Annotated in this window: 16 protein-coding genes and 3 tRNA genes; all 19 read left to right on the forward strand. The window is 57.7% G+C overall.

The window, feature by feature from the left end:
• Positions 1–216: 216 nt before the first annotated feature.
• Entirely contained in the window at positions 217–918 is a 702-nt protein-coding gene (locus tag WD767_11615; GenBank protein ID MEX2616735.1) for a DUF599 domain-containing protein, read from the forward strand.
• Positions 915–2420: an NAD(P)H-hydrate dehydratase gene (locus WD767_11620; protein ID MEX2616736.1), complete on the forward strand. Its 1506-nt coding sequence runs from the start codon at positions 915–917 to the stop codon at positions 2418–2420. The genes WD767_11615 and WD767_11620 overlap by 4 nt, the downstream gene beginning before the upstream one ends.
• Entirely contained in the window at positions 2413–3804 is a 1392-nt protein-coding gene (locus WD767_11625) for a malonyl-CoA decarboxylase (GenBank protein ID MEX2616737.1), read from the forward strand. The genes WD767_11620 and WD767_11625 overlap by 8 nt, the downstream gene beginning before the upstream one ends.
• A 47-nt stretch (positions 3805–3851) precedes the next feature.
• The gene (locus tag WD767_11630; GenBank protein MEX2616738.1) at positions 3852–4175 is read left to right on the forward strand and encodes a hypothetical protein; all 324 of its coding nucleotides are present in this window, start codon (positions 3852–3854) and stop codon (positions 4173–4175) included.
• Between the two features lie 173 nt (positions 4176–4348).
• Positions 4349–4606, forward strand: a complete 258-nt coding sequence (locus tag WD767_11635; GenBank protein MEX2616739.1) for a hypothetical protein — start codon at positions 4349–4351, stop codon at positions 4604–4606.
• A gap of 104 nt (positions 4607–4710) precedes the next feature.
• A tRNA-Leu gene (locus WD767_11640) sits at positions 4711–4795 on the forward strand.
• A 75-nt stretch (positions 4796–4870) separates the two neighbouring features.
• A complete protein-coding gene (tig, locus tag WD767_11645) occupies positions 4871–6304 on the forward strand; it encodes a trigger factor (GenBank protein MEX2616740.1) in 1434 nt (477 codons plus the stop codon).
• Positions 6305–6396: 92 nt separating this feature from the next.
• Positions 6397–7047, forward strand: coding sequence for an ATP-dependent Clp endopeptidase proteolytic subunit ClpP (gene clpP, locus WD767_11650; protein MEX2616741.1), 651 nt, complete (start codon positions 6397–6399; stop codon positions 7045–7047).
• Positions 7048–7249: 202 nt separating this feature from the next.
• Positions 7250–8515 (forward strand): ATP-dependent Clp protease ATP-binding subunit ClpX, encoded by a 1266-nt coding sequence (clpX, locus tag WD767_11655; protein MEX2616742.1) that lies wholly within the window; start codon positions 7250–7252, stop codon positions 8513–8515.
• Between the two features lie 225 nt (positions 8516–8740).
• Positions 8741–11143, forward strand: a complete 2403-nt coding sequence (lon, locus tag WD767_11660) for an endopeptidase La (GenBank protein MEX2616743.1) — start codon at positions 8741–8743, stop codon at positions 11141–11143.
• Between the two features lie 205 nt (positions 11144–11348).
• Positions 11349–11621 carry an HU family DNA-binding protein gene (locus tag WD767_11665; GenBank protein MEX2616744.1) on the forward strand — a complete coding sequence of 91 codons (273 nt, stop codon included), beginning with the start codon at positions 11349–11351 and terminating at the stop codon, positions 11619–11621.
• An 86-nt stretch (positions 11622–11707) separates the two neighbouring features.
• Positions 11708–11783, forward strand: a tRNA-Val gene (locus WD767_11670).
• Positions 11784–11899: 116 nt separating this feature from the next.
• Positions 11900–11976, forward strand: a tRNA-Asp gene (locus WD767_11675).
• A 219-nt stretch (positions 11977–12195) separates the two neighbouring features.
• Positions 12196–12561, forward strand: a complete 366-nt coding sequence (locus WD767_11680; protein MEX2616745.1) for an NADH-quinone oxidoreductase subunit A — start codon at positions 12196–12198, stop codon at positions 12559–12561.
• Positions 12552–13088 (forward strand): NADH-quinone oxidoreductase subunit B family protein, encoded by a 537-nt coding sequence (locus WD767_11685; GenBank protein MEX2616746.1) that lies wholly within the window; start codon positions 12552–12554, stop codon positions 13086–13088. The genes WD767_11680 and WD767_11685 overlap by 10 nt, the downstream gene beginning before the upstream one ends.
• A 13-nt stretch (positions 13089–13101) precedes the next feature.
• Positions 13102–13725, forward strand: a complete 624-nt coding sequence (locus WD767_11690) for an NADH-quinone oxidoreductase subunit C (protein MEX2616747.1) — start codon at positions 13102–13104, stop codon at positions 13723–13725.
• A complete protein-coding gene (locus tag WD767_11695; GenBank protein MEX2616748.1) occupies positions 13725–14906 on the forward strand; it encodes an NADH-quinone oxidoreductase subunit D in 1182 nt (393 codons plus the stop codon). Before WD767_11690 ends, WD767_11695 begins: the two co-directional genes overlap by 1 nt.
• Before the next feature lie 20 nt (positions 14907–14926).
• Positions 14927–15514 (forward strand): NADH-quinone oxidoreductase subunit NuoE, encoded by a 588-nt coding sequence (gene nuoE / locus WD767_11700; protein ID MEX2616749.1) that lies wholly within the window; start codon positions 14927–14929, stop codon positions 15512–15514.
• Between the two features lie 3 nt (positions 15515–15517).
• Positions 15518–16080 (forward strand): NADH-quinone oxidoreductase subunit F (locus WD767_11705; protein MEX2616750.1); only part of this gene is annotated, 563 nt, incomplete at its 3' end.

Consider the following 16080-nt stretch of genomic DNA (forward strand, 5'->3'; position numbering starts at 1 on the left):
CGGCTTTTACTGACGCAGTCGGTTAGGATGAACCGGTCCTCGCGACGGCGTTATGGGGCATATCGACGATTTGTATTCTGTTTACCAAATCGGCCACAATAATGATTGTAAAATCAGATTCCTGAAGTTTCTCATTTCTGTGTTTTCCAACGTGGAACTGGCGTCCATATTGGGTTTGTCTCGGTCAAATAGTAAGTTTCCGGAAAGTTTCAGGTCATGGATCAGCTGACGGATATCGCCCTCTACGACCGTATCGCCCTCTGCGTGGCGGTGGCGACCTGGATCGGTTTCAACTGGTACGCAGACAGCAGCGCGGCGGCGCGGCACAACCTGGTCGGCGGTATGACCCAACGACGGTTGGACTGGATGCGGCAGATGTTGAATCGGGACAACCGCATGGTCGATATCCAGATTGTTCATGCGCTGATGCGTTCCGGACGATTTTTCGCGTCGACAGCCATTCTGGTCGTTGCGGGCTTGTTGACGGTTCTGGGGGCGACCGACCGCGCCGTCGCGCTGGCGATGGATCTGCCTTTCGCCATGTCCACGTCACGGGCGGCATTGGAGGCAAAGCTGCTGGTCATGGTCGTTATTTTCATCTACGCATTTTTCAAGTTCGTCTGGTCCGGTCGGCAGTACAATTACTGCGCCATCATGATCGGCGCCGCACCGCCGCCGGGTGCCGTCACCGAGGCTGATGCGAAGACGGGAGAAACGATTGCATCGATTGCATCGCTTGCCGCAAAGCATGCCAATCGGGGCGTCAGGGCCTATTATTTCGGCCTCGCGGCCCTCGGCTGGTTTCTGCATCCGGCGGTCATGATATTCGCGATTGTTTGGGTCGCACTTGTTCTGTACCGGCGGGAATTTCGCTCGCGGACAGCGCGGCTGACCTGGCAGGGGCTGAAAGAAACATGAGCACGGCACCAATCCCGCCGGTATCGGTCTTTCCCGCCGGGCAGGTTCTGCTGTCGGTTACGGAGATGTACCGGTCCGACGAAGCCGCTATCGAGGCCGGGATTGCGGGCCTTGAACTGATGGAGAACGCCGGCAATGCCGTGGCGTCCGCGATTCAGGCGCGCTGGCGGCCGTGTCCTGTCTCGATCCTGTGCGGCCCGGGGAATAACGGTGGTGATGGATTCGTCGTGGCGCGTCTGCTGCGCGACGCGGGATGGGCGGTTCGCGTGGCGCTAGCAGGCGACCGGAGTTCCCTGAAGGGCGATGCAAGGGCTAATTCGGATCGGTGGGAAGGGACTGTCGAGCCGCTGGCGCCGGAAGCGGTAGAAGGCGCCGGCCTGATCGTCGACGCCCTGTTTGGCGCGGGATTGTCCCGGGATATAGACGGTGCGGCGAAGCAGACGCTGGAGGCCGCTGGCGCGGCACCCCTCGTCGCGGTCGATGTGCCCAGCGGCGTGCATGGCGATACTGGCGAAGTCAGCGGGTTTGCGCCGCAGGCAGCCCTGACCGTGACGTTTTTCCGTCGCAAGCCGGGGCATCTGCTGCTGCCGGGCCGAACCTTTTGCGGCGAGGTTCTCGTGGCCGATATCGGCACGCCGCAATCCGTACTGGCCGGGATCGCGCCGAAGCAGGCGGTCAATGCTCCGGCGCTGTGGCGTTCCCGTTTTCCCTGGCCAAAACTGACCGATCACAAATACCGGCGCGGTCACGCCGTCATTACCGGTGGACGCAACATGACGGGGGCGGCGCGGCTGGCGGCGAAGGCAGCGCAGCGTGCGGGCGCCGGTCTGGTCACGGCCGCGGTGCCGAACGACGCGGCCGTGATCTACAAGATTGCGATGACCTCGGCGCTTGTGCACCCGTTCCTTGATACGCACGGATATGGGGAATACATAAAGGAACCAAGGATTTCCGCAATTCTTGTGGGGCCGGGAAACGAGTTGAATCTCGGAACGAGGGAACGTGCGCTGCAGGCATTGCGGACGGGAAAGGGGGTTGTTCTGGATGCGGATGCGCTTTCCATATTCGAAGGTTCGGCGGAGCTCCTGTTCGACACGATTGCCGGACCCTGTGTTCTGACGCCGCATGACGGCGAATTCGCGCGCCTTTTCGATACCCGCGGCGACAAGCTTTCCCGGGTAAGGCAGGCGGCGGAACGGAGCGGCGCTGTGGTGCTGCTGAAAGGCGCCGATACGGTGATCGCGGCGCCCGATGGCCGGGCAGTTATCAATGAAAACGCGCCGCCGGACCTGGCGACCGGGGGGTCCGGCGATGTCCTGGCGGGCATGCTCACCGGCCTGCTGGCGCAGCGGATGGATGCGTTCGACGCGGCATGCGCCGCTGTCTGGCTGCATGGTGAAGCGGCGGCGGAATTCGGCCCGGGCCTTGTCGCTGACGATCTGATCGATACCCTGCCGACCGTATTGCGGCGGCTCAAGAAAGAAGAAAGCAGTCATGAGTGAAAACAATTCCCTGTTCCAGCGCCTGATTGGCGCGTGGCGCGAAATATCCGGCTCCAATTCGGTAAGCGGCGGCTTCTCTCCGGATCTTTCCGCCAACGATGATTTGAGGAAGCTGGAAAAGCAGATGGTGGCCTGTCTCGACGCACGGGGCGGCGAGGTATCGGCCCGCGCCCGGGCGGCCGATCTGGGTCGTACCTATCTGGCGCTCAACGAGACGGGACGTAAACGGTTCCTGGGTATTGTCGCGGAAAAATTCGGTCCGGATAACGCGGCCATTGAAAGTGCGGTCACCGTCCTGGAGGTCGCCGGGCCGGAAACACGCGCCAGTGCGCAGGAAGCATTGCGCAAGGCACTTGAGCCGCCCCGCACCCGCCTGATGACGCAGTTCAATGCCTTGCCGGAAGGGGTGAAGTTCCTGGTAGACCTGCGTTCGGACCTGATCGGGTTCGCGGATACGCCAGCGCTGAAATCGCTGGATTCGGATTTGCGACAATTGCTGACATCGTGGTTCGATGTCGGGTTTCTGGAATTGCGGCGGATTACCTGGAATTCGCCCGCGTCGCTGCTGGAGAAACTGATCGCTTATGAGGCGGTGCACGAAATCCGCAGCTGGGACGATCTCAAGAACCGGCTGGCGGCCGACCGGCGGTTGTTCGCGTTTTTCCATCCAAGGATGCCGGACGAGCCCCTGATTTTTGTACAGGTTGCGCTGGTCAAGGGGCTTGCCGGGAGTGTCACGGCGCTGCTGGATGAGAGCGCGCCGGACGGCGACCCGAAAGAGGCGGATACGGCGATTTTTTATTCGATCAGTAACGCCCAGAAGGGCCTGGTTGGAATTAGCTTCGGCGGCTTCCTGATCAAGCGCGTGGTCGATGAACTCCAGTCGGAATTCGTGGGCCTGAAGACATTTTCGACACTCTCTCCCATTCCGAGTTTTGCGCGGTGGGTGAAATCCGCCCTGGATTCGGAGGCGGGTCTGCTGGGCGCGGAGGATCGCAGCACGCTTGCGGGCGTGTTCGGCGAGGGCGATGGCCGCGCGGCGCTGCGACGTGTCCTGGACGATTCGAGCTGGGCGGATGACCCTGCGAAGGCGGGCGTGCTCGAGCCCGTTCTAACCCGGCTGTGCGCCCGCTACCTGCTTATGGAACGTAACGAACGGGGCCGGTCCCGCGATCCGGTGGCGCATTTCCACCTGACGAACGGAGCGCGGGTGGAGCGGATCAACTGGCTTGCCGACACCTCGGCGCAGGGCCTGTCGCAGTCTTGCGGCATGATGGTGAACTATCTTTACAACCTTGACAGGATCGAAACCAACCACGAGCGCTATACAGGTGACGGAAAAGTTGCCGCGTCAACAGCTGTTAATCGTATCTTAAAGAAGTAGGTGTTTGATTTAATGCGCATCAAGGCTTCTTTTGTCAGGGGACAGTAATGACGGCGATGAATGACGCGATCACGTTGCAAGAAAGAAAATGTACACCGGCCGTCCTCGGTGCCAGGGCTTATAGCGCGCTGGGAACGATTTTCGGAGCGGCCCGTTCGAAGAATATCATCCGGCCCGGTTCGCGGTTCCGGAAAATTCACAAGGACAAGACGGTCGAAACCGCAAGAGTGCTGACCGTGGCGACGGATATGCTCGGTATTCCTCATGTCCGCTATGAACTGGTCATCGAACGTGCGCAACATCGCTATGTGGAAGAACCGAGGATACTTGCACTTAAGATTTTTGCGGATACTTACAAAGAATGCGTGTGACTAATTTCCGGCCAGTTACTTTCCTGCTTTTGCTTTTTAATAAACATAAAATTTATACTTTATTACAGTAAAATACTGTCACTATTTGCAGTACAGAAATTTTTTACTTGCTATGATGTGTTTTTTGAGCCATAGTACTCGATGGAACGTCATTAATTTCACGGAACAGTCATTTGTTCGACAGTATTGCCTTGCTGCGCCGTCGTCAAAAGCATGTGAATGTCGGCGAACGATTTGTACGGACCCATGCTGACAGGACGGTTGAAACGGCCCAGGTCCTTTCGGTCATGAACGATTCATTGGGCATTCCGCACGTTCGCTATGCGCTCACCATACATAAACCGCAGCGGCCCGGTTCGTTCCACGAAGGTCCACGCCTGCTGGCGCTGGAGGCCTTCGCGAATGCCTATCGTAACCGTATCAGGTCCTGATACGGGACGGTTCCGTTTCTTCTTTTATGGCTATGCTTGACCGCTAAGCCTGCTCTTCTTATACAGGGGCGCCTTCGATAAGAGGCTACTGGCAGCCTGAATGCGCGGGCGTGGCGGAACTGGTAGACGCGCCAGATTTAGGTTCTGGTGGAGAAATCCGTGGGGGTTCAAGTCCCTTCGCCCGCACCAGTGCGTTACCTTATCTGATAAGGCAGTGTTTTTTTGACGATTGTCGTCTTAATTTTGTGATGCGGACAGGATTCCATGCAGGTTGTTGAAGTCAAGAACGACGGTCTTTTACGTGAATACACGATCACGCTGGGGGCGGTGGAGATCGACGAACGCGTCAATTCCCGCCTTTCGGAACTCCGAAAGACGGCGCGGTTGCCCGGTTTTCGGCCTGGCAAAGTGCCGACGAAGCTGTTGAAGCAGCGGTACGGGCAGTCTGTGATGGGCGAAGTCCTGGAGCAGGCGGTCAGCGAGTCCAGTCGCAAGGCGATCGAGGACAATACGCTTCGGCCCGCCATGCAGCCGAATATCGAAATCAAGAAATTCGGCGAGGGCGAAGATCTTGAATATTCGATGTCGATTCAGGTCATGCCGGAAATCGTTCCGATGGATTTTTCGAAGATCCAGGCTGAACGGCTGGTCGCGAAAATTCCCGACAGCGCGGTGGATGAAACGCTCGAGCGGCTGGCGAAACAGTACCGGTCGTCTGAGCCGATAAAGCGCGCCCGGAAGTCCCGCGAAGGCGACGAAGTCGTGATCGATTTCAAGGGCTCCATAGATGGCGTCGAATTTCCCGGCGGCAGCGGCGAGGGGCATCATCTGGAACTTGGCGCCGGACAGTTTATACCGGGTTTTGAGGAGCAATTGATTGGCGTGAAGGCCGGCGACAGCGTATCGGTTTCGGTGACCTTCCCGGCGGATTACGGTTCAAAGGAACTAGCGGGCAAGGAGGCCGTCTTTGCCGTGGATGTGAAGGAAATCCGCGTCATGGTCGATACGGCGATCGACGATGAATTCGCAAAGAATCTTGGCCAGGAATCGCTGGAGGACCTGAAAAAGGCCGCCCGCGACCGCCTCAGCCTTGATTATGCCAGATTTTCGCGAGAGAAACTGAAACGCGATCTTCTCGATACGCTGGAGAAGTCGCATGACTTCGACGTGCCGCCGGGCATGGTCGATGCGGAATTCGAGTCGATCTGGAGCCAGTTCGAGGAAGCCCGCAAGAACGGCCAGACCGATGCCGAGGAAGAAAAAAGCGACGACGAACTGAAAGAGGAATACCGCAAGATCGCCGCTCGGCGGGTCATGCTCGGCCTGCTGCTTGCGGAGATTGGCAATATCAACAAGATCGAGGTAACGGCGGAGGAAATAAACCGCGCCCTCGTGCAGCAGGCGCAGCAATATCCTGGCCATGAGCAGCAGTTCATCAAGCTGTACCAGGAAAATCCGGAAGCCATGGCATCCCTGCGGGCGCCGATATACGAGGAAAAAGTTGTCGATTTCATCCTCGAGATGGCTACGGTGACGGAGCGCGAAGTCAGTATCGAAGAACTGATTCAGTCGCAGGAAGGCGAAGACGCGGCAAGCGAAGATGCGGCGGCGAAGCCCGCGCGGAAGAAGCGTGCGTCAGCGACGGAAAACCAGGCCGCGGAAGCGGGCGACGATGCCAGTGATGGAAAGGCGGAATAGCCGGACCACTTGATCGGCAAAGACAAGCGACACATCTTCAACGGAACATTTCCGCGGCGGATAGCCGCCGACAGCATGATTGATAGAAGGTAATGACAGAGCTCATTCAAACGCAGATGAATACCCTGGTGCCGATGGTCGTCGAACAGACGAATCGCGGCGAGCGCTCCTACGATATATATTCGCGCCTGCTGAAGGAGCGGATAATTTTTCTGACGGGACCTGTCAACGATATGGTCGCGTCGCTGATCAACGCCCAGTTGCTGTTCCTTGAGTCGGAAAATCCGACCAAGGACATTTCCTTCTATATTAATTCGCCGGGCGGCATTGTGACGTCGGGCATGTCGATATACGATACGATGCGCTACATCGGGCCGGATATTTCGACAGTTTGCCTAGGTCAAGCGGCATCCATGGGATCGTTGCTGCTATGCGCCGGCGCAGCGGGAAAACGGTATTCCCTGCCGAACAGCCGGATCATGCTGCATCAGCCTTCCGGTGGATTTCAGGGGCAGGCGTCCGATATCGAAATTCATGCCCGCGAAATTCTGGCGTTGCGCATGCGCCTGAACGAGATCTATGCGGAGCATACCGGTCAGGAAGTCGCCGTCATCGAGAAGGCTCTTGACCGTGACAGGTTTATGACGCCGGAACAGGCTAGGGAATTCGGTATTATTGACCAGGTTGTCGATAAACGGCCGGCTCCAGTCGGCGAAGACGCGGCTGCAAGGAAGTCCGAGTAGCGGTGTCCTGTACCACACCCGTGAAAACCGCGGGTGTGTAACCGTGTTCACGGACGGTTAAATTTATTGTGGTCACCTGTATATATTGTGGTCACCTGTATATACGGAGTGGCGAATGCGGGCTGCGTGACGCGGTTGGAGATGATGTGTTATACTGTTGTCACGTGGTCGATATGAATAAAAACGAGCGGGTCCGATCATCATGAGCAAGTCTGGTACTGGCGATTCAAAAAACACGCTTTACTGTTCCTTTTGCGGTAAGAGCCAGCATGAGGTACGAAAGCTAATTGCCGGTCCGACCGTATTCATCTGCGATGAATGCGTCGAACTGTGTATGGACATCATCAAGGAAGACCACAAATCGACGGTCGCGAAATCGCGAGACGGCGTGCCGACGCCTATCGAGATTCGCAAGGTTCTGGACGATTACGTCATCGGACAGCCGCATGCCAAAAAGGTTCTTTCGGTCGCGGTGCACAACCATTACAAACGTCTGGCCCATGTCAGCAAGAACAACGACGTGGAACTGGCGAAGTCGAATATCCTGCTGATCGGGCCAACGGGTTGCGGCAAAACGCTTCTGGCGCAGACGCTGGCGCGCATTCTCGACGTGCCGTTTACCATGGCGGATGCGACGACCCTGACCGAGGCGGGTTACGTCGGCGAAGATGTCGAAAACATCATACTGAAGCTGTTGCAGGCCGCCGATTACAATGTCGAGCGGGCGCAGCGGGGCATTGTCTATATCGATGAAGTCGACAAGATCAGCCGCAAGTCCGACAATCCGTCGATCACCCGGGACGTTTCCGGCGAAGGCGTGCAGCAGGCGCTGCTGAAGATCATGGAAGGCACGGTTGCCAGTGTTCCGCCGCAGGGCGGCCGCAAGCATCCGCAGCAGGAATTCCTGCAGGTCGATACGACCAACATCCTGTTTATTTGCGGCGGCGCGTTTTCCGGCCTGGAGCGGATCATTTCGAACCGCGGCAAGGGATCGTCGATAGGCTTCGGCGCGGATGTCCAGAGCGCTGAGCATCGAAATATCGGCGATATTCTGACCGGCATAGAGCCGGAGGATTTGCTGAAATTCGGCCTGATACCCGAGTTTGTCGGCCGATTGCCGGTACTGGCGACGCTGAACGACCTCGACGAGGCGGCGCTGATCGAAATTCTGACCGTCCCGCGCAACGCATTGGTAAAGCAGTACCAGCGGCTGTTCGAGATGGAAGACGTCCGGCTTGAATTCAGTGGCGATGCGCTAAAGGCGATTGCGCAGAAGGCTGTGGCGCGGAAAACCGGCGCCCGCGGTCTGCGGTCGATTCTGGAAAGCATTTTGCTCGACCCGATGTACGAATTGCCCGGTCTCGACGGTGCGCAGGAAATCGTCATCAATAGCGAGGTCGTCGAAGGGCGCGCCGAGCCGCTGTATATCTATTCGGAACGCCCGGAAGAAGTTGAAAACAGCGCCTAGCGCCGGGCCGGCGCGACGGTATCAGGGCGACCCGGGGTTGTATACATTCTGGTGTTTCGCCGGTTTTCGGTCGTTTGTCGGCGCGACGGATGCTGCCCGACCGCCGCTGCGCCGTCAGATTTATTCCTCAGAGGGTTGAATGGTTTTTGTCCATGGCCATCTAGATCGTAACCAGAATGCAATCTCCGCCGGGGGATTGCAAAACACGAGGAAACGGAACAGCCCATGACTGAGAATCGCCGCGGTAACCTCCACCCTGTTCTCCCGCTACGTGACATTGTGGTTTTTCCGCACATGATTGTGCCGTTGTTCGTCGGCCGTGCAAAATCGGTCAGTGCGCTGGAAAACGTGATGAAGGACGACAAGCAGATCCTGCTGGTCACCCAGAAAAACGCCTCCGATGATGATCCCGGCGTAAAGGATATCTACACGGTCGGTACCCTCGGTACCGTATTGCAACTGCTCAAATTGCCGGACGGGACGGTCAAGGTTCTGGTCGAAGGCATGCAGCGTGTCCGGATCGACGAATATACCGAAAACGCCGAATTTTTCGAAGGCTATGCCGAACTGATCGAAGACGAAGCCAGCAACGAGGAACTTGAAGCCCTCAGCCGCGCCGTCGTGTCCCAGTTCGAACAGTACATCAAGCTGAACAAGAAGATTCCCGCCGAGGTCCTGATTTCGATCAACCAGATCGAGGAACCGGGCAAGCTGGCCGATACGATTGCGCAGCACCTGACGCTGAAGATCGCGGACAAGCAGGAATTGCTTGAAATCGAGCCTGTCGGCGAGCGGCTGGAGAAAATCTACTCCTTCATGGAAGGGGAGATCAGCGTTCTGCAGGTCGAAAAGCGGATCCGCGGCCGCGTCAAGCGCCAGATGGAGAAGACCCAGCGCGAGTATTACCTGAACGAGCAGATGAAGGCGATTCAGAAGGAACTCGGCGAAGGCGAAGACGGTAAGGACGAGACCGCGGAGCTTGAGGAACGAATCGAAAACACGAAGCTGACGAAGGAAGCCCGCGAAAAGGCGACAGCCGAACTGAAGAAGCTTCGTTCCATGAGCCCGATGTCGGCAGAATCGACGGTCGTACGGAATTATCTCGACTGGATGCTGTCGATTCCCTGGAAGAAGCGCACGCGGGTTAAGCGCGATCTCAAGGCTGCCGAGAAAATCCTGGATGCGGATCATTTCGGACTGGAAAAGGTCAAGGACCGGATCATCGAACATCTGGCCGTGCAGAACCGGGTCAAGAAGGTCAAGGGACCGATTCTCTGCCTTGTCGGTCCGCCGGGTGTCGGCAAAACATCGCTGGGGAAATCGATCGCCCGCGCTTCCGGTCGCAATTTCGTTCGGATGTCGCTGGGCGGCGTTCGGGACGAAGCGGAAGTCCGCGGACACAGGCGAACCTATATCGGTTCCATGCCGGGTAAAATCATTCAGGGAATGAAGAAGGCGAAGTCATCCAACCCGCTGTTCCTGTTGGATGAAATCGACAAGCTCGGCGCCGACTGGCGCGGCGACCCGACGTCCGCGCTGCTGGAGGTCCTGGATCCGGAACAGAATTCGTCCTTCAACGACCATTATCTGGAGGTGGATTACGATCTGTCCGATGTGATGTTCGTGACCACGGCGAATACGTTGCGGATGCCCGCGCCGCTTATGGACCGGATGGAGATCATCCGGATTTCCGGATACACCGAAGATGAGAAGATCCAGATCGCGCGGCGCCATCTGATAACCAAGCAGATGGCCGATCACGGGCTCAAGGAAGCCGAATGGTCGATAACCGACGACGGATTGCGTGACCTTATCCGGTATTATACCCGTGAGGCGGGTGTCCGGAATCTCGAGCGCGAGATTGCGAATCTGACCCGCAAGGGCATCAAGGACATCATGAAGGGCGAAATGGCGGATATCCGTATAAACCGCCGGAACCTTGAGAAATATGCGGGGATCCGCAAATACCGTTATGGCGAAATCGACGAGGAAGACCAGATCGGCGTCGTGACGGGGCTTGCCTGGACGGAAGTCGGCGGCGAATTGCTGACGATCGAATCGGTGAAACTGCCGGGCAAGGGCAAGGTCATCAAGACCGGCAAGCTGGGCGATGTCATGATGGAATCGGTTCAGGCGGCGGAAAGCTATGTGAAGAGCCGCGCGCCGTCATTCGGTATCAAGCCGACCGCCTTTGCGCAGACGGACATTCATGTCCATGTGCCGGAAGGCGCAACGCCGAAGGACGGTCCCTCCGCCGGCGTGGCGATGATCACATCGATCGTGTCGGTCCTGACAGGTATTCCGGTCCGCAAGGACATCGCGATGACCGGTGAGATGACGCTGCGGGGCCGTGTGCTGCCGATCGGCGGATTGAAGGAAAAGCTTCTGGCGGCGTTACGCGGCGGTATCAAGACCGTTCTGATTCCGAAGGAAAATGAAAAAGACCTGGCCGACGTTCCCGACAATGTCAAAAAAGCGCTGGAAATTATTCCGATCGCCTTGGTGGACGATGTTTTCAAGATCGCGCTTGTCGAATCGCTTAAGCCGATCGAGTGGAATCCGGACGAAGTTGTGCCCCCAGTCGCTTCTCAGGCCGAAGACGAACTGGGCGGCGTTACGACGCACTAGACGGTATTGCGACGCGCTGCGTTGTAAGTCTCTGTTGAATATGACGTTTGCGTGCGAACAGCGCCGCAGGGAATTGTCAATAAGTGAAAAATTGGCAGTTTTCTGCGGCTTTCGCGTTGACGCCATTTGCGAATCTCCGTAAGACTGAAATTGTCTTCGATATATCAGTCAACTTTCCAATCCCTAATTGAAGGGGGACCATCACGTGAATAAGAATGATCTTATTGCGGCTGTTGCAGACAGTGCCGGCCTGAACAAAGCCGACGCGAGCAAGGCAGTCGATGCAGTTTTCGATTCCGTTTCGGGCGCACTAAAGGGGGGAGATACTGTCCGCCTCGTCGGGTTTGGCACCTTTAGCGTGACGAAACGCGCTGCGTCCCAGGGGCGCAATCCCCGGACAGGTGACCCTATAAAGATTCCGGCGTCGAACCAGCCCAAGTTCAAGGCCGGCAAGGGTCTGAAGGATGCGGTAAACTAACGCCGCAGTTCGGAAAGCGTTCCGAAAGACCGGCCATTCCAAGTGCGATGGGCCGGTCTTTTGCCGTTAAATGCAAGCCTGAAGGCGGGCGATTAGCTCAGCTGGAAGAGCGCCTCGTTTACACCGAGGATGTCGGCGGTTCGAGTCCGTCATCGCCCACCAGGCCTGCCGCTGCCGGATTTCGTTTGATTGTAGCGTAAATCTGGCTCGGATGTTGTTGCGTTGCTTGACACCTGTCAGGGGGTGCAGTACATCGTGCGGCCTGAATTTAGTCCCTTGGGGGTGTAGCTCAGTTGGTTAGAGCGCCGGCCTGTCACGCCGGAGGTCGCGGGTTCGAGTCCCGTCACTCCCGCCAGTTCCCTGGAACCGGCAAATCATTGAAATAATAATACTATTGGGTCTAAACAGACATCATTCGGCGTATTTCCCACGGGGCGGAATATTCATTTGTTGAATGTTTGCTTCACGGGAAATTAACTTTATATTGATTACCGTCTCATGGCGTAGCGCATGGCAGTGCGGCGAGACAATCGAAACGGCGTTTCGCCGTTGAGGGATTCAAGGAGGGACAGTGATGGATGGGCTGTTGCGGGAATACCTGCCGGTATTGATATTCCTGGCGATTGCTGTCGGCATTTCAGTCGCAATGCTTGTGGCGAGCGGTGTTCTGGCGCACCAGAAACCCGATTCTGAAAAGCTGTCCGCCTATGAATGCGGGTTCGAGGCATTCGACGATGCGCGCAGTCGCTTCGACGTGCGGTTTTATCTCGTCGCCATCCTGTTCATCATTTTCGATCTTGAAGTGGCGTTTCTGTTCCCCTGGGCGATCTCGCTGGGGGAAATCGGCTTGTTCGGCTTCTGGTCGATGATCATTTTCCTGGGGATACTGACCATCGGCTTTATCTACGAATGGCGTAAAGGGGCCCTGGAATGGGAATAGAAGTTCCCACGCACGCGCCCGGCGCGAAAGATCAGGCGGCGGCCATGCAACTCGTGACGGACACGCTGTCCGACAAGGGATTCATCGTCGCCAATGCCGATAAACTGGTGAACTGGGCGCGGACAGGGTCGCTCTGGCCGATGACTTTCGGTCTCGCCTGTTGCGCCGTTGAAATGATCCATGCCTATATGCCGCGCTACGATCTCGACCGGTTCGGCGTCGTGCCGCGCGGCAGCCCCCGACAGTCGGATGTCATGATCGTCGCGGGGACGCTGACCAACAAGATGGCGCCGGCGCTGCGCAAGGTTTACGACCAGATGGCGGAGCCCCGGTGGGTGATCTCCATGGGATCCTGCGCCAATGGCGGCGGCTATTACCATTATTCCTATTCCGTCGTTCGCGGGTGCGACCGGGTCGTGCCTGTCGATATTTATGTGCCCGGCTGTCCGCCCACCGCGGAGGCGTTGGTTTACGGATTTCTACAGTTGCAGAAAAAAATCAGGCGGACCGGCACGATCGCGCGTTAAGTACGGGATTTCCATGGACGAAGAAAATCAAGCCGCGCTCGAGGAATTAGGGGCGCATATCGCGGCTCAGTTGGGCACCGCCCTGCTGCGGCGCGGCCTGGCGAAGGATGAGCTTTTTATCGAGACCCGGGGCGAACACCTGCTACGGGTCATGAAGTTCCTGCGCGACGATTCGAACTGCCTGTTCAAGAGCCTCATGGATGTCTGCGGCGTCGATTTCCCCGAACTGGAAAAGCGGTTCGAGGTGAATTATAACCTGTTGAGCCACAAATATAACCAGCGTATCCGTGTGAAGGTCCGCACCGACGAGGATACGCCCGTGCCGTCCGTCGCCGGAATGTATCCGTCGGCGGGGTGGTTCGAACGCGAATGCTGGGACATGTACGGCGTTTTCTTTTCCGACCATGTCGACCTGCGCCGCATGCTGACCGATTACGGTTTCGAAGGGCATCCGCTACGCAAGGATTTTCCGCTAACGGGGTATGTCGAAGTACGCTATGACGATGAACAACGCCGCGTCGTCTATGAACCGGTGAATCTGAAACAGGCGTTCCGGTCGTTCGATTTCCTCAGCCCCTGGGAGGGGATGACACGGCAATTGCCCGGTGACGAGAAAGCGGAAGCGAGCAAGGACTGATGGCGGCCGAAGCTGAAATCAAGAACCTGACCCTGAACTTCGGTCCGCAGCACCCGGCGGCCCACGGCGTGCTGCGCATGGTGATGGAAATGGACGGCGAAATTGTCGAACGCGTCGATCCGCATATCGGGCTGCTGCATCGCGGCACTGAAAAACTGATTGAGTACAAAACCTATCTGCAGGCCATTCCGTATTTCGATCGTCTCGATTACGTTGCGCCCCTGTGCCAGGAGCACGCCTTCGTGCTTGCCGTCGAGAAACTGCTGGGGATCGAGGCGTCGCCGCGCGGCCAGTATATACGGGTCCTGTTTGCGGAACTTTCGCGGATCCTGAACCACCTGTTGAACGCACCGGCGCTGGCGCTCGATGTGGGCGCGATGACCCCCATGCTCTGGGCGTTCGAAGAACGCGAAAAACTGATGGAGTTCTACGAAGGGGTCAGCGGCGCGCGTCTGCATGCTGCCTACTATCGGGTCGGAGGTGTGCATCAGGATATGCCGGCCGGGATGGCCGACGATATCCTGGCATGGGCGGAACAGTTTCCGAAGTTCCTGGAAGATATGGAAACGATGCTGAACGAAAACCGTATCTTCAAGCAGCGGACCGTCGATATCGGCATTGTGTCCGCGGAAGACGCGATGGCATGGGGGTTCTCCGGGCCGATGCTGCGCGCCTCGGGCGTGCCGTGGGACCTGCGCAAGTCGCAGCCTTATGATGTGTACGACAGGATGGATTTCGACATTCCCATCGGCAGGAACGGGGACTGTTTCGACCGGTATCTCGTGCGTGTTGCGGAAATGCGCGAAAGCCTGAAGATCATGAAACAGTGCATCGCCGAAATGCCCGAAGGGCCGGTCATGAGCGAAGACGGCAAGGTCGCGCCGCCGAGCCGTTCCGATATGAAGCATTCGATGGAAGCACTGATTCATCATTTCAAGCTCTATACCGAAGGCTTCCACGTGCCGGCGGGCGAAACTTATACTGCTGTCGAGGCGCCAAAGGGCGAATTCGGCGTGTATCTGGTATCGGACGATACCAACAAACCCTATCGCTGCAAGATACGCGCACCGGGCTTCGCGCATCTGCAGGCGATGGATTTCATGTGCAAGGGCCACATGCTGGCCGATTCCGTGGCAATTCTCGGCGCCATGGATATCGTGTTCGGCGAGGTTGACCGATAGGCGATGTGGATGATCAATCGATGAGCGATATTTTTGAATTCTCGCCGGAAAACCTGAAGCGCGTCGAGGAAATCATCGCCAGATATCCGGCCGGGCGGCAGGCGAGCGCGGTATTGCCGCTGCTCGATATTGCGCAGCGGCAGAATGATAATTACGCATCCGGCGCCGTGATTTCGGCGGTCGCGAAGCTCCTGGACATGCCGCGGATCCGGGTCGCAGAGGTCGCCAGCTTCTATACGATGATCAACACCGAGCCAGTGGGTAGATACCTGCTGCAGTTCTGCACGACGACGCCCTGCTGGCTGCGCGATTCGGCCGATGTCGTTTCGGCGACCGAAACGCATCTTGGTATTTCCTTTGGGGAAACGACCGGGGACGGAATGTTCACCATGCGGGAAGTCGAGTGTCTCGGCGCTTGCGTCAATGCGCCGATTGTCCAGATCAACGACGATATGTATGAGGATTTGACCGGGGGACGGATGGTGGAAATTCTCGACGCATTGCGGGCCGGGGATGTTCCGCCGCACGGGCCTCAGATCGAGCGGCAGACCTCGGCGCCCGTGGGCGGCCCGACGACGCTGAACGATCTCGATTTTGCGAAAAGCTGACCGATGCTTCAGGACAAGGACCGCATATTCACCAATCTCTACGGCCTGCACGATGCCGGGCTGACCGGTGCGCGTGCGCGCGGCGACTGGGACGGTACCAGCGGGATTATCGAGAAGGGTCGGGAATGGATCGTGGAGGAGATGAAATCCTCCGGCCTGCGCGGCCGTGGCGGCGCCGGGTTCCCGTCAGGTTTGAAGTGGTCCTTCATGCCAAAGGAAATCGGCGACCGGCCCCATTACCTCGTCGTGAACGCGGATGAAAGCGAGCCGGGCACCTGCAAGGACCGGGACATCCTGCGCCACGATCCGCACAAACTGGTCGAGGGCTGCCTGATCGCCGGTTTTGCCATGGGCGCGCATGCCGCCTATGTCTATGTGCGCGGCGAATTCTACAACGAAGCGGCGTCGCTGCAGCGTGCGGTGGACGAAGCCTATGAAGCGAAGCTGCTCGGACCCGATGCCTGCGGCACCGGATGGGCGTTCGATGTTTATGTGCATCGCGGCGCCGGCGCCTATATCTGCGGCGAGGAAACCGCGCTGCTGGAAAGCCTCGAGGGCAAGAAGGG

This window comes from Alphaproteobacteria bacterium, assembly GCA_040905865.1.
In the GTDB taxonomy this organism is placed as follows: Bacteria; Pseudomonadota; Alphaproteobacteria; order UBA8366.